The 13,235-nt window shown below is 41.1% G+C and carries 13 protein-coding genes and 3 tRNA genes; 11 read left to right on the top strand and 5 right to left on the bottom strand.

Annotation, left to right across the window (positions count from 1 at the left end):
• Positions 1–27: 27 nt before the first annotated feature.
• Positions 28–888 (bottom strand): dihydropteroate synthase, encoded by an 861-nt coding sequence (gene folP / locus CKV81_RS12385; RefSeq protein ID WP_258454368.1) that lies wholly within the window; start codon positions 886–888, stop codon positions 28–30.
• An 85-nt stretch (positions 889–973) separates the two neighbouring features.
• Between folP and CKV81_RS12390 the strand changes: the two genes are divergently transcribed.
• The 5 genes from CKV81_RS12390 (at position 974) to prmA (ending at position 4,847) form a co-directional block, all read left to right on the top strand.
• Positions 974–1,540, top strand: a complete 567-nt coding sequence (locus CKV81_RS12390; protein WP_095073707.1) for a DUF1599 domain-containing protein — start codon at positions 974–976, stop codon at positions 1,538–1,540.
• On the top strand, positions 1,537–2,613 hold the full coding sequence (locus CKV81_RS12395) for a BT_3928 family protein (protein ID WP_095073709.1): 1,077 nt from the start codon (positions 1,537–1,539) through the stop codon (positions 2,611–2,613). The genes CKV81_RS12390 and CKV81_RS12395 overlap by 4 nt, the downstream gene beginning before the upstream one ends.
• A gap of 36 nt (positions 2,614–2,649) precedes the next feature.
• Complete coding sequence (locus tag CKV81_RS12400) at positions 2,650–3,000, top strand: tellurite resistance TerB family protein (RefSeq protein WP_095073711.1); 351 nt, start codon at positions 2,650–2,652, stop codon at positions 2,998–3,000.
• Between the two features lie 15 nt (positions 3,001–3,015).
• Positions 3,016–3,774, top strand: a complete 759-nt coding sequence (gene tpiA, locus CKV81_RS12405; RefSeq protein WP_095073716.1) for a triose-phosphate isomerase — start codon at positions 3,016–3,018, stop codon at positions 3,772–3,774.
• Positions 3,775–4,016: 242 nt separating this feature from the next.
• A complete protein-coding gene (prmA, locus tag CKV81_RS12410) occupies positions 4,017–4,847 on the top strand; it encodes a 50S ribosomal protein L11 methyltransferase (RefSeq protein WP_095074528.1) in 831 nt (276 codons plus the stop codon).
• On the opposite strand, the gene CKV81_RS12415 is transcribed toward prmA, so the two are convergent.
• Positions 4,844–6,058 (bottom strand): glycosyltransferase, encoded by a 1,215-nt coding sequence (locus CKV81_RS12415; protein WP_095073719.1) that lies wholly within the window; start codon positions 6,056–6,058, stop codon positions 4,844–4,846. The genes prmA and CKV81_RS12415 overlap by 4 nt on opposite strands.
• 90 nt (positions 6,059–6,148) lie before the next feature.
• Here CKV81_RS12415 and CKV81_RS12420 point away from each other — a divergent pair, with 90 nt between their 5' ends.
• Positions 6,149–6,517 (top strand): phosphomannose isomerase type II C-terminal cupin domain, encoded by a 369-nt coding sequence (locus tag CKV81_RS12420; RefSeq protein ID WP_258454371.1) that lies wholly within the window; start codon positions 6,149–6,151, stop codon positions 6,515–6,517.
• A gap of 89 nt (positions 6,518–6,606) precedes the next feature.
• Here CKV81_RS12420 and CKV81_RS12425 read toward each other — a convergent pair.
• The 3 genes from CKV81_RS12425 to CKV81_RS12435 form a co-directional block, all read right to left on the bottom strand.
• A tRNA-Arg gene (locus CKV81_RS12425) sits at positions 6,607–6,680 on the bottom strand.
• Between the two features lie 45 nt (positions 6,681–6,725).
• Positions 6,726–6,800: transfer RNA gene (locus CKV81_RS12430), tRNA-Pro, on the bottom strand.
• Between the two features lie 13 nt (positions 6,801–6,813).
• A tRNA-Ser gene (locus CKV81_RS12435) sits at positions 6,814–6,898 on the bottom strand.
• Positions 6,899–7,029: 131 nt separating this feature from the next.
• On the opposite strand from CKV81_RS12435, the gene CKV81_RS12440 reads away from it, so the two are divergent.
• From CKV81_RS12440 to CKV81_RS12460, 5 genes are all read left to right on the top strand, one after another.
• Positions 7,030–8,058 (top strand): N-acetylmuramoyl-L-alanine amidase, encoded by a 1,029-nt coding sequence (locus CKV81_RS12440; RefSeq protein WP_095073722.1) that lies wholly within the window; start codon positions 7,030–7,032, stop codon positions 8,056–8,058.
• A 94-nt stretch (positions 8,059–8,152) separates the two neighbouring features.
• Complete coding sequence (gene aspA, locus CKV81_RS12445) at positions 8,153–9,550, top strand: aspartate ammonia-lyase (protein ID WP_095073726.1); 1,398 nt, start codon at positions 8,153–8,155, stop codon at positions 9,548–9,550.
• 5 nt (positions 9,551–9,555) lie between these two features.
• The gene (locus CKV81_RS12450; protein WP_095073731.1) at positions 9,556–10,440 is read left to right on the top strand and encodes a glycosyltransferase family 2 protein; all 885 of its coding nucleotides are present in this window, start codon (positions 9,556–9,558) and stop codon (positions 10,438–10,440) included.
• Positions 10,441–10,442: 2 nt separating this feature from the next.
• A complete protein-coding gene (locus tag CKV81_RS12455) occupies positions 10,443–12,110 on the top strand; it encodes an amidohydrolase (RefSeq protein ID WP_095074533.1) in 1,668 nt (555 codons plus the stop codon).
• A 63-nt stretch (positions 12,111–12,173) separates the two neighbouring features.
• Positions 12,174–13,154 (top strand): hypothetical protein, encoded by a 981-nt coding sequence (locus tag CKV81_RS12460; protein ID WP_258454372.1) that lies wholly within the window; start codon positions 12,174–12,176, stop codon positions 13,152–13,154.
• Positions 13,155–13,235: the final 81 nt, after the last annotated feature.

Below are 13,235 nucleotides of genomic sequence, written 5' to 3' on the forward strand. Positions count from 1 at the left end.
GAATGATTTCCGCTTTACTTTTTTATATCAAAACAATGAGGTCACATATAAATCTAAAGTTTTCTTCGCTTCCGCAACATCATGAACACGCAGTATTTTTGCGCCCTGCTGCAGGACTTTCAGGTGTAGTTTCTGGGTTTCTTCGTTGATATCGAGCGGTCCCTTTCCTAAGGGTTTATAAATGAATGATTTCCTTGAAATACCGATTAAAACCGGGAATTTTCCAAGTCCGATGAATTGGGTTTCCTCAATCATTTTGTGCTGGTCTTCAAACGTTTTCCCGAAGCCGAAACCGGGATCAAGGATAATATCCTTTACACCAATTTTTAGAAGTTCCCGGGCTTTTTCGAGCAAAAATTTATTAACGGCAACCGTGACGTCATCATACGCAATCTTCTCATGCATACTTTTGTAGGTGGGGTTTACGTGCATCAGAATGTATGGCAAACCGGTCCCGGCAACCGTTTCAAAAAGTTTCGGATCGTACTGCCCGGCCGAGATGTCATTTACAATATCAATCCCCTCATTGTAAGCATATTTCACGGTTTCGGACCAAAAAGTATCAACGGAAAGTAAACTTTCGGGGAATTCTCTTTTTATGGTTGAAATGATTTTTCCCAAACGGGCGATTTCTTCATCAGAAGATAAAAACTCAGCATTGGGCCGGGTCGACTGTGGCCCGATGTCAATGATTTCAGCACCATCTGCCAGCATTTTCTCAGTTTGAAGAAGCGCATTTTTTTCATCATTGAACTTTCCGCCGTCCGAAAAGGAATCCGGTGTCATATTCAGGATTCCCATAATTTTTGGAACCGATAAATCTATCAGTTTACCGTTGCAGTTCATGGAAAAGAAAGGCAGTTCAAGTCCCGATTCAGTAGGTTTCATGCTGCAAATTTAGCAAAAGAAAACTTCGGGCACTTGCTTCCATCTTCACCGTAAATTCAGTATCTTTGAAACATTAAGAAAAGATATGACAAGAACTTCGATTCAGTTTGATGAGGTTATCGGTGAGTGCCGCGATCTGTTTGAAAAAAAGCAGTCAGATTATGGCGCGTCATTCCGGGTTTTGCGCACCATTTCTGTTGTGGATCAAATTCTTATTAAGGTTAAAAATCTAAGGAATTATCAGCTTACGGGAATCTCTAAAGTTGGTGATTCTGAAAAAGATAATTTAACAGCAATAGTAAATTACTCCGTCATTGGCCTGATTCAGTTAGAGAAAGGATTTGCAGAAGATTTTGAAGGTACAAAAGCGGAAATCATGACGATGTACGATCAGTATACTGCTGAAGCCAAAAGCTTGATGGAAAAGAAAAATCACGATTACGGTGAGGCTTGGCGGGATATGGAGCTTGAGTCGATTACCGATTTGATTTTTCAGAAAATCTTAAGAATGAAATCCATTCACAGAAATAATGGGCTCACACAAGCCTCCGAAGGTTTAGATGCCAACTTTTTCGATATGCTGAATTATGCGGTGTTCTGCTTAATTAAAGTTTCTGAAAATCAGGAATCTTCCAAACCCAAATTTGTATGATGAAAGCAATTCTACGATATATCATCGCGCTGATTTTCATTGCTTCCGGCTTCGTGAAGGCAGTAGATACCGTTGGTTTTTCTTTTAAGCTGGAGGAATATTTTTCACCATCAGTCTTCAATATGCCGTTTATGGAAAAATTTGCGTTAGTAATTGCGGCATTTGTCAGCGGTTTGGAGATTGTTTTAGGTGTCATGCTGCTGATGAAAATTCAGCTTCGCAAAACACTCGCCTTGCTGATTGCACTGTGTGTATTTTTTGCATTTCTTACGTTTTATTCTGCCTATTTTAATGTTGTGACCGACTGCGGTTGCTTTGGCGACGCCCTGAAAATGACACCGTGGCAAAGTTTCTGGAAGGATGTCTTGTTGCTTGCTGGTCTCATTGGTTTATGGTTGGCCTACAAAAATTCCGGTAAATTCGAAAAGCCTGCAGGACGCATTAAGTCACCAATCCTTTGGATGACAGTTTTTTTAACCACTTTCATCATTTGTTGGGGAATTAAAAATGAACCGCTGGTCGATTTCAGGGATTATAAAATTGGTACCGATATAAGGCTTGAAAAACAGAAAATTGAGCAAAATCCGTCGGAGTACAAGACATTCTATATACTTAAAAACAAATCGACGGGCGAGGAAAGAAAGGTAAGTTCAGATGATTTTGTTTCAGATAAAAAACTTTGGGAGCAGGGCACACCTTGGGAAATTCAGAAAGATAAAACCACTTCTGAAATCGTAAAAAAAGGCTACGAATCCGAGATCTCAAAATTCAGGATTGATGATGAAAAGGGCAATGATATCACCAGCCAAATCCTTAATGCCCAGGAAGCGGTTTTGGTGTTTTCCTATAAACCGCAAGCGTTGACCAATGAGGAAATCCAGAACGCAGAAAATGCAGTGAGTGGAAAACCTTTTGTTTACGGTGTTTCTACCAATCCAAATACTTTTACAAGAATTCCGAACGCAACCATGGACGGGACCGCAATCAAGACCATCGCGAGGAGCAATCCTTTTATTTTGGTTTTAAATAAAGGTAAAATTGTCGAGAAAATACCCGCACAAGATTTCAAATAAATAATTTTAAATATAAACACAACAAATATAATTGCTATGCAAAAATCAAATAAATCCATTGCAGGTTACCATCTTCTAATGATTTTGTCATCAGTTGACGGCGAATTTGCGCCTGCAGAAGGCATGAAAATCCAGGAATATCTTGCTGAAGAGTTTCCGTTCCGCGTAAATCTTGACAACGAACTTGATGTAATCGCAACCCTGAAACCAGAGGAATGGAAAGACCATTTCGAGTTCCACGCCAGATGTTTCATGGAGGATTCCGAGGAAAATGAACGCGCAAAATTTTTGGATTTTGCAAAATCTTTGATCAAGGCTGATGATGATGTCAGCGATGATGAGCACCGATTCTACAGGCTTTTGAAAAATATGTGGACTAACCAATAAAAATATTCTAATCAAATGAGAAAAAACATCGTTGCAGGAAACTGGAAAATGAACAAGGATTTCGCTGGTGCGCAGTCTCTTATGGAGGAGCTGGCCGCTTATGCTGCGAACAGTTCTGCCAATTGTGAAATTTACATCGCACCACCTGCACTTTATACCGTAACTGCAAAAAATATTTTTGAATACAGCAAAGTAGAAGTTTTCACCCAGGATATAAGCGAGCACGAAAGCGGCGCATACACCGGTGAAATTTCTGCCGATATGATAAAATCTGTAGGCGCGAAAGGCGCCATCATCGGACATTCTGAGCGCAGACAGTACCACGGCGAAACCGACTCTCACTGCAATAAAAAAGTGAAACTGGCTTTGGATAAAGGTTTAACGCCAATTTACTGCAACGGCGAAACTTTAGAACAAAGAAAAGCCGGGCAACACCTCGATGTAGTGAAAAACCAAACGGAAACCGCACTTTTCACGCTCTCAGCCGATGAAATCAAGAAAGTAGTGATCGCTTACGAACCGGTCTGGGCAATCGGAACCGGCGAAACCGCAACTCCGGAGCAGGCGCAGGAAATTCACGCGCACATCCGTTCGCTCATTGCTGCAAAATACGGCCAGGAGGTCGCTGACGAAGTTTCTATCCTTTACGGCGGTTCTGTAAAACCGGATAACGCCAAAGAAATTTTCTCGCAGCCGGACATCGATGGCGGACTGATCGGCGGTGCAGCTTTGAAGATCGAGGATTTCTCAAAAATCATCGGGGCTTTCAATTAGTTTTTTCAGGAGCCGGGAACCTGCTCTCCGCTATTACTCCTCGCGCCAAGGCGGGCAGGCATAGCCTGCCGAAGCTTGGCTGCGGGGTAGCCGCTGCGATCAGGGCTATGGGTTTCTGCACCATAATAAAATTAGCCGCGAATCATTAAGAAATTAGTGCATTCGTGGCAATTTTATTTCTTCAGTTCCTGAAATCGCAGCAAAGCAAAATCGTATTCCTTATTTTTGCTAAAAATATCACGATGCAGAATTATCTAGAATTCAATTTTAAAATAAATCCCGTTCAGCCCTGGAGCGAAATTTTAATGGCCGAACTTATTGAAGTCGGGTTCGACAGCTTTACGGAAGAGCACTACGGCATTCTGGCCTATGTTCAAAAAGATGCTTTCAATGAAGATGAAATGAAATCTTTGTACATTTTTAATAATCCTGATGTGGAGATTACCTATGATTTTAAGGAAATGCCGAACATCAACTGGAACGAGGAATGGGAGAAGAACTTTGACCCTATTTATGTTGCAGATAAAGTTCTGATCCGTGCAGAATTCCACGCGCCCAATGCAGATCTGCACGAAATCGTAATTCAGCCCAAGATGTCTTTCGGAACCGGCCATCACCCCACAACACACCTGATGATTCAGCAGATGCTGGAAATGGATTTCAGGGATAAGTCTGTCCTGGATATGGGTTGTGGAACTTCGGTTTTAGCCATTTTTGCAAAACAGAAAGGGGCCGGCAGGACGGTAGCGATAGATATTGATGAATGGTCCGTAGAAAATTCCAGGGAAAATGCTGCCAGAAATGGGGTAGAGCTCGATATTTCTCAAGGAACTGCAGACAATCTGGGCAGTGAAAAATTTGATATCATTTTGGCCAACATCAACAGGAATATTTTGATTTCTGACATTCCGGTTTATGTTTCGGTGCTGAATGACGGCGGACAGCTTTTGCTATCTGGGCTCTGCTTCTTCGATGTGGACGATATTCTGGAGGTTTGCTATGAAGAGGGATTAACCCTGAAAAACAGGCAGCAGCGCGAAGAATGGATGTCGCTTTTACTGGAGAAAAATTAATTGCGGTTTTTCTCCTCAATCCATTTTCCGAGATATTTCGAGCTTAGTAAAGTGTGGTGCTGCAGGATCTGCCCAAGGAAGTTCCGTTGTCTGTGCTCATCAGTATTTTCTAGAAGATCTTTGATTTTTTCAGAAAAAGAAGGTAAAAAATTCTCTTTCTTAAACCTTGATTCAATGATTTTATAGCCATTTTGCTGCGCCTTTTTCCATTCATTTTCGTTGCTGTAAAGATCAACGGCTTTTTTTACAAAATCAGAATCGTCATCGGTGATGTGGCCGTTCCAGTCCATGTTTCCGTTCATTCCTTCCGCGCCGATGGTGGATGTCACGCTTGGAAGCCCGTTTACCATACTGTCGAGCAATTTTCCTTTTATACCGGCACCGAATGGAATCGGAGCGAGTAACAGTCTGGCATTTTCAAAGATTTTTTCCACGCTTTCTGCGCGTCCTTTTATCATAAATTTATCCTTTCCGTTATGCAGTTGTCTGGCTTTTTCTGTGACGTAGGCACCGTAGATATGCATTTCAGCTTCCGGCAGTTTCTTCCGGATTTCCGGCCATATTTTTTTGAGTTTCAAAACCGTTTGCCAATTTGGTTCATGCAGAAAATTCCCAATGCTAACGAAATTTTTTCTTTCGTAAAATGATCTTTCAGCCGGTTTTATTTCCGCAAACAGCGGCAGGTAATGCAGTATCGTTTCATTAATTTTAAATTTTTCGGTGAGCAGCTTCATTTCAAATTCAGAAATGATCAACGATAAGTCGCAACGCAGGATTGATGCGGTTTCACGTTTAAAAACATCTGAGATTAAATCTTTGTCCTCCGCAATTTTGTTCTGCTTAAAGGAATTTTCACGTGCTTTCCTCAAAAAATGCAAATCTTCTGTATCAAGAATTCTGACAGCCTCTGGGCACATTTCCGACACTTTCCAGCCGAACTGCTCTTCGGTGGTAAATCGGTCAAAAATGACAACGTTTGGGTTTAAATCTTTTATTAAAATTTCAAAAGAACTGTCATTAAGCAAGATGTTGTGCAAATCAACGCCAATGGAATTTAAATCGAAACTGAACTCGGAAATTGAGGCTGCAGAGAGAAATGTTACTTTGTAATTTTCAGACTGAAAAAAATCAATCAACTGAAGCATTCTTTTCCCGGCGGCGGTAGAGTTGGGCTCTGGAATTACGGTTCCGATGATTACAACGTGCTTCATCAGGCAAAAATAGTTAAAAACCACGGATTGAGCCGTTGCTGCATCTTGTTTTAATTTTTCTAAATTTGTGCTTTAAACAAAGAAATTTAAATGGAAAGCAGTCAAAATGGAATATATCTGGAAGTGGGAAAAAGGCCTTGGGGCGAATATTACGTGCTGCAGGACGAGGAATATTTTAAGCTAAAGAAAATAGTGGTGAACCCTGGACAACGGCTTTCCTACCAATACCATTTTAAAAGACAGGAATTCTGGACGGTCGTTAAGGGCAATGCTGTGGTAACCCTGGAAGGCGAGGAACATCTTTTGGGCTACGGAGAAAGTATTTTCATTCCCCGCGAAGCTAAACACAGAATTGAAAACCGCTCATCGGAAACTTTAGAATTTGTAGAGGTGCAAACGGGCTCTTATTTCGGAGAGGATGATATTGTCCGGATCGAGGACGATTATCAGCGCGATTAAGAAAAAAAGAGGAACAGAAAGGTTTCTCTTTTGTTTTTTACAAAATATAAAATAAAAAAAGAGAAACCATAAAATGATTCCTCTTAAAGTGAGCGCGAAAGGATTCGAACCTTTGACCGTCTGCTTAGAAGGCAGATGCTCTATCCAGCTGAGCTACGCACCCTAAAGTTTTTGATTATCAAAAATTCTGCTGAATTTTTAGAATTTGTCGGGGTGGCAGGATTCGAACCTGCGACCTCCTGGTCCCAAACCAGGCGCGATGACCGGACTACGCTACACCCCGAGTTTTTCTGTTGCGGAGGGTATGAGATTCGAACTCATGCGACACTTGCGCGTCGACAGTTTAGCAAACTGCTCCGTTAACCACTCCGGCAACCCTCCCTGCAATTTTTGTAAGAACTGCTTTTCTTAATTGCGAGTGCAAATATATAAACCTTTTCCATTATTACCAAAAAAATTTGCTTAATTTTTTTTGTATTTTTACCCCAACAAATCACTCAAAACTACTATTTATGCGTAATTCATTACATATCATCGCATTAGGGATGCTTGTAATTTCGTGCGGAACCACGCAGAAACCCGTGCAAAAAGTTGCGGCGAAGCCTGTTCCGAAACCAACCACCACTGCACCGGTAAAAACTCCGGTACAGACTCCTGTAAAACCGCAGATGGATAACCAGGGAAGTAATCATTTTTATAAAGTTAATATTGCAGATGCTTCAAAGGGCGATAACACCATCAGTTACGGATCGGTCGTTTCTGCCAATCCAGGCCGCTACAAAGTGGTTCACAGTTTTTTTCCTTCAGTTGGGCAAAATTTCAGACAGCGCTATATTATTCTGCATTACACAGCTTTGGATCACGATAAATCGGTAAGAGTGCTGACCGAGCAAAGTGTGAGCTCCCATTATTTGGTTAATGACACTGATGACAGGGAAATTTATCAGCTGGTTGATGAGAATAAAAGAGCTTACCACGCAGGTATTAGCGAATGGCGAAAAATTACCAATCTTAACGACACCTCAATCGGAATTGAAATTGTAAACCCCGGTTATACGGCTGATGCGCAGGGCGTGAAAACTTTTTATGACTATCCGGAATGGCAGTTTAAGAAAGTTGGTGAACTCGTAAAAGATCTTGTGAAAAGATATGATATTAAGCCACAAAACGTGATCGCACATTCGGATATCGCGCCAACAAGGAAAGAAGATCCGGGTCCGAAATTTCCATGGAAGCGCCTTTATAACGAATATGGCGTGGGAATGTGGTATGATGACACTGCAAAAATGGCTTTTATGAACCAAATGACGCCGGAAACCTTTGCGTTGGAAAGTGCTAATTCAACCTTTATCTTTAAATATCAAACGTTTCTAAATGATTTTGGTTACGGAATTATGCCAAGCGGAACTTATGATAATGCTACAAAGCGGACTATAGAAGCCTTTCAGTACCATTTCAGGCCAGAAAAATACGACGGCATTATGGATTTGGAGACATGGGCGATTCTGCAGGCACTTTTACAAAAGTATCCTGCAAAATAGCTTCGAAAACAGGTTTAAAAAGCGTATGGTGATCATGCGCTTTTTTTGTTTTGTATTCTAAAAAAATCTTAACTTTTCACTCAAATATTTTTTAATGGTAAGTTTCAGAAAAGAAAGCGATTTATTGGGTGAACTGAATGTTCCCGCAGGTGTTTTTTATGGGGTCCAAACGCAGCGTGCGATTGAAAATTTCAAAATATCAGGTCAAAAGCTGTCATCTTACCCAAAATTCATTAAGGCATTGGCTTTGGTGAAAAAATCGGCTGCAAAAACCAATTACGAGCTGGGATTGCTTGAAGAACATTTATATTTTAAAATTGCCGAAGCCTGCGACGAAGTGGCATCCGGAAAGTACGATGACCAATTTCCGCTCGATATGATACAGGGTGGTGCCGGAACTTCAGTCAATATGAACGCCAATGAAGTGATCGCAAATGTTGTCCTTGAGAAGCTTGGGAAAAATAAAGGCGATTATCAGTTTTGTTCCCCAAACGACCATATCAACCTTTCACAGTCAACCAACGATGCTTATCCTACTTCCCTGAAACTGGCTTTACTTCAGGAAAATGAAGAATTGGTTGAAAAATTGAAAGCGATTGTTGAAGCCTTCCGTGCAAAAGGTAAGGAATTTTCCGATGTTATTAAGATGGGCAGAACCCAGCTGCAGGATGCGGTGCCGATGACATTGGGCCAGGAATTCGAAGCTTTTGCAGCAAACCTGGAAGAAGACATTGAAAAACTTAACAACAACGCTAAGCTCTTTGTAGAAATCAATATGGGCGCAACCGCGATTGGTACCGGTTTGAATGCTCCCATAGGTTATGCAAAATTATGTGCTAAGAACCTTGCTGAAATTTCCGGTTACCCGTTCGTTTCCGCGCCGGACTTGGTTGAAGCCACGCCCGATACCGGTTCGTATGTAATTTATTCATCAGCTATGAAACGCCTGGCGGTAAAGCTTTCCAAAATCTGTAATGATTTGAGGCTGCTTTCATCTGGTCCCAGAGCTGGGCTTTTTGAAATCAATTTGCCACCAATGCAGCCTGGATCATCAATTATGCCGGGGAAAGTAAATCCAGTTGTTCCCGAGGTGGTAAACCAGGTATGCTATAAAGTGTTTGGAAATGACCTTACGGTAACTTTTGCCGCCGAAGCCGGCCAACTGCAGCTGAACGTCATGGAACCTGTGATGGCTCATGCGATTTTGGAAAATATCCATTTCCTTGGGAACGCACTGGAAACACTGCGCGAAAAATGTGTGGTTGGAATTACAGCCAATAAAGAGGTTTGCCTGAATTTGGTGAAGCACAGCATCGGGATCGTAACGGCTCTCAACCCTTACATTGGATATAAAAATTCAACAGAAATTGCCAAGGAAGCTCTGGAAACCGGCAAAAGCGTTTATAATCTGGTGCTGGAAAAAGGACTTCTTTCACAGGCAAAACTGGATGAAATTTTAGATCCTAAAAATATGCTTCAACCGCATAATTAAACGCATTGAAGATCCTGATCATCATTCCCGCGCACAACGAGGAAAAAAATATTTTCTATTGCCTGAAATCACTGGAACAGCAAACGTTTGAGGATTTCAAGGTTGTGGTCGTGAATGATGGTTCGACGGATAAAACTGCTGAAATTGCGAAAGAATTTATTTCAAAAAATCCAAATTTCGAGCTTTTAAATCTTGAGAAATCTGAACATCAGCCGGGTGCGAAAGTCGTCCGTACCTTCAATGCCGGACTGAAATCCCAGAGCCTAACCACTTTTGATATTATATGTAAATTTGATGCTGATATCATTTTTCCACAGAATTATCTGAAAAAAATCAGTGAGGTTTATACCATTAATCCTAAGGCAGGAATGGTTTCGGGAATTGTAAAAATCAAGAAGTCGGTTTTTGAAAAAGACCTCGCCTTTGATTTTCAGGACGAAAAAAGGCAATGGCAGTTTGAGAATTTGTCCTCCAAAGATCATGTTCGCGGTCCGGTAAAATCTTATCGGAAGCAATGTTTTGATGATATGAACGGTCTCCGTACCGTTTTGGGATGGGATAATATCGACGTCATGCTCGCACAGAAACACGGTTGGGAAGTGGTTACCGTTAAATCTCTTTGGGTAAAACATCTTCGGCCAACCGCTTATAAATACAAAAACCAAAAGGCAGAAAAACTTGGTGAATATTTTTATAATATTGGTTTAAATTTGCCTCTGGCAGCTGTTTCTTCATTAAAATCTTCACTGAAGAATAAATCGCTGAAAGAATTTTTCATCACCATGAATGCGTTTCTCAGACAAAAATCGCGACGGGTATTAACTTCGGAAGAAATCTCGTACATCCGCGGTTTAAGATGGAAAAACATGTTCAGCAAATTCAAGATTTAATTATGAAAAATGTACTTTTCTTATTTGCTTTAGCAATAATTTCTGGCTGTGCTTCCACCAATAAAGAAAATGCCGACCAGATCATTCACAATGCGAAAATCTATACTGTGGATAGCAAATTCTCTGTCGTGCAGGCCATGGCGGTGAAAGACGGTAAAATTCTGGCATTGGGGACCGATAAGGAAATTTTAGAGAAATATTCTTCAGATAGAATTTATAACGCGTACGAGAAGCCGGTCTATCCCGGATTTATTGATGCTCACGCCCATTTCTTCGGCTACGGCGGTAATCTTCAAAACGCCAATTTGCGCGATACGAATTCCTGGGATGAAATTCTCACTGTTTTACAAAATTTTGCAAAAACACATCCCGAAGGCTGGCTTCTGGGCAGAGGTTGGGACCAGAATGACTGGGCTGTAAAAGAATTTCCAACGAAGGAAAAACTCGATCAATTATTCCCGGACAGGCCAGTTTACCTCACAAGAATTGATGGCCACGCAGCGATTGTAAATCAAAAAGCGTTGGATGTGGCAGGGATAAACACCACCTCGAAGATTGCAGGTGGCGACTTTATAAAACAGAACGGTAAACTGACAGGTGTTTTGGTGGATAATGCGATGGAACAGGTCTCCCGTAAGATTCCGCCACCCAATAAGAAACAGGTGGAACAAATCCTTTTAGATGCACAGAAAAATTCGTTTTCGTACGGACTTACCACGGTTGTAGATGCGGGGTTAGATTACGATTTGGTGAACGAAATTGATGCTCTGCAAAAAGCCGGAAAACTAAAAATGAGACTGAACGTCATGCTTTCGGACTCCCAGAAAAACATAGACTGGCTCATCAAAAAAGGGAAGATCAATACCGGAAGGCTGCATGTAAACGGTTTTAAATTCTATGGGGACGGAGCGTTAGGTTCGCGCGGCGCGTGTTTGCTGGAAGATTATTCGGATAAGCCCCATCAGCGAGGTTTTTTGCTTTCTGATATTCCACACTTCAAAAAAATGGCTAAAATTATGTACGATAATGGTTTCCAGATGAATACACACGCTATCGGTGACTCTGCAAACCGTGTTCTGCTGAAAATTTATGCCGAAATCTTAAAAGGTAAAAACGACCGTCGCTGGAGGATTGAACACGCCCAGGTGGTGAATAAAAATGATTTCGATTATTTTGGAAGATACTCCATTGTGCCTTCTGTACAGCCCACTCACGCCACTTCAGATATGTATTGGGCAGGAGAGAGGCTGGGAAAAGAACGCTTGAAATATGCCTATGCATTTAAGGATTTAATGAAACAGAACGGCTGGATTCCTTTGGGGACTGATTTTCCGATTGAGGAGGTGAACCCGATTCTCACATTTTACGCCGCAGTTTCCAGGAAAGATGCCAAAGGTTGGCCAGCCAGCGGTTTCCAGAAAGAAAATGCACTCACGAGAGAAGAAACACTGCGCGGAATGACGATCTGGGCTGCAAAAGGAAGTTTCGAGGAGAAAGAAAAAGGAAGCCTCGAAGTAGGCAAATATGCTGATTTTGTGGTGCTGAACCGAGACCTGATGACGATTCCGGAAGATCAGATTTTGGCAACGAGAGTTTTTAAAACCTTCATCAATGGGGAGCTGGTTTTCGATTACGAAACGTTCCTCGAGAACATAAAACTTGGTAAGTAACTGAAAAAAATTGCCTACATAGAGCTCGATACCCACGCGGAAATAGCTTCAAACTTTAAAGAATTGACTAAAAGTTCCGAGGAGTTTGAAGTTGATTTCTATTTCTCGGAGAAAATTCTGAAACAGCTGGGACTTTCACAATCGGATAACGTTTTTCACAGTTCCGCAGCAAACCTGCTTCATCAACTCTCGCGAAAAAAATACGATCTGGTCATTATCGGTACGGTGCACCGTTATTTCAATGTTTTCAATGAGGTTTGCACGAAATACAGAACTTCGGTCATCGTGCATAACCTTAATTTTTCCAGGCTTTCAAAATTTCACCTGTTTGCAAAAATTTTCAAAAAAGATTTTACTTTCCGCTTCAAATTATTGCTGAAGGAAGGTCTTTTGGAGGCACCTGAAATTTATAAAAACGCCAGCCATCTTTTGGTTTTGGATGAAAATTTAGCAACAGAAAATTTGAGATATTTGCCCGTCTTCTATACCAGATCTCAAAATAATGAAAAGCACTCGGTTTTTACGGTTGTGATTCCTGGGGCGGTTTCGCAAAAGCGCCGAGATTACCGGATGATTTTCAGTACAATTCCTGCATTTCCAAAAAATCAAAGGTGGGAATTCGTATTCTTAGGAAAGGCAACAGGAAATGAGCTGAAATCTCTGCAGAACCTGGAGCATACAAAGCCGGAACACGTTGAAATCAGGTATTTCACCGAAAAAGTAAATCAAAAAGATTTTGATGAATGGATGGAAAAGGCGGATATCCTTTGGTGCCCCGTTCAGTCTAAAACGGAATTCTTCAGCAACCCTGAAATTTACGGTAAAACCAAAATGACCGGTAATATTGGTGATGCCATCAAATATTCTAAACTTGCTGTAGTTCCGGAAGATTATTACAGCTCCTTCAAGTTTATAATTCCCCAGGAAAAAGATATTGTCCGGCAGTTTTTAGCTTTGAAAGAAAAGTATTTTGATTTTGAAAAAAAATATTCTTACGAATTCGTTTCCAGGGATTTACATCAGCTTTTGCACTCCATCATCTGATTTTCCATAATTAAAAGATAGATTTTCAAAATTCTCATCTATCATTTTATTGGCACATTTTCTGGCAATTATTCAGCAACC

The sequence above is a fragment of the Chryseobacterium taklimakanense genome (assembly GCF_900187185.1).
Lineage (GTDB): Bacteria > Bacteroidota > Bacteroidia > Flavobacteriales > Weeksellaceae > Planobacterium > Planobacterium taklimakanense.

Excerpts from the sequence above, each read along its gene's own strand:
- CKV81_RS12400 (WP_095073711.1), top strand. The coding sequence starts at position 2,650 with ATGCAAAAATCAAATAAATCCATTGCAGGTTACCATCTTCTAATGATT.
- CKV81_RS12440 (WP_095073722.1), top strand. The coding sequence starts at position 7,030 with ATGCGTAATTCATTACATATCATCGCATTAGGGATGCTTGTAATTTCG.
- CKV81_RS12395 (WP_095073709.1), top strand. The coding sequence starts at position 1,537 with ATGATGAAAGCAATTCTACGATATATCATCGCGCTGATTTTCATTGCT.
- folP (WP_258454368.1), bottom strand. The coding sequence starts at position 888 with ATGAAACCTACTGAATCGGGACTTGAACTGCCTTTCTTTTCCATGAAC.
- tpiA (WP_095073716.1), top strand. The coding sequence starts at position 3,016 with ATGAGAAAAAACATCGTTGCAGGAAACTGGAAAATGAACAAGGATTTC.
- CKV81_RS12455 (WP_095074533.1), top strand. The coding sequence starts at position 10,443 with ATGAAAAATGTACTTTTCTTATTTGCTTTAGCAATAATTTCTGGCTGT.
- prmA (WP_095074528.1), top strand. The coding sequence starts at position 4,017 with ATGCAGAATTATCTAGAATTCAATTTTAAAATAAATCCCGTTCAGCCC.
- aspA (WP_095073726.1), top strand. The coding sequence starts at position 8,153 with ATGGTAAGTTTCAGAAAAGAAAGCGATTTATTGGGTGAACTGAATGTT.
- CKV81_RS12415 (WP_095073719.1), bottom strand. The coding sequence starts at position 6,058 with ATGAAGCACGTTGTAATCATCGGAACCGTAATTCCAGAGCCCAACTCT.
- CKV81_RS12390 (WP_095073707.1), top strand. The coding sequence starts at position 974 with ATGACAAGAACTTCGATTCAGTTTGATGAGGTTATCGGTGAGTGCCGC.
- CKV81_RS12420 (WP_258454371.1), top strand. The coding sequence starts at position 6,149 with ATGGAAAGCAGTCAAAATGGAATATATCTGGAAGTGGGAAAAAGGCCT.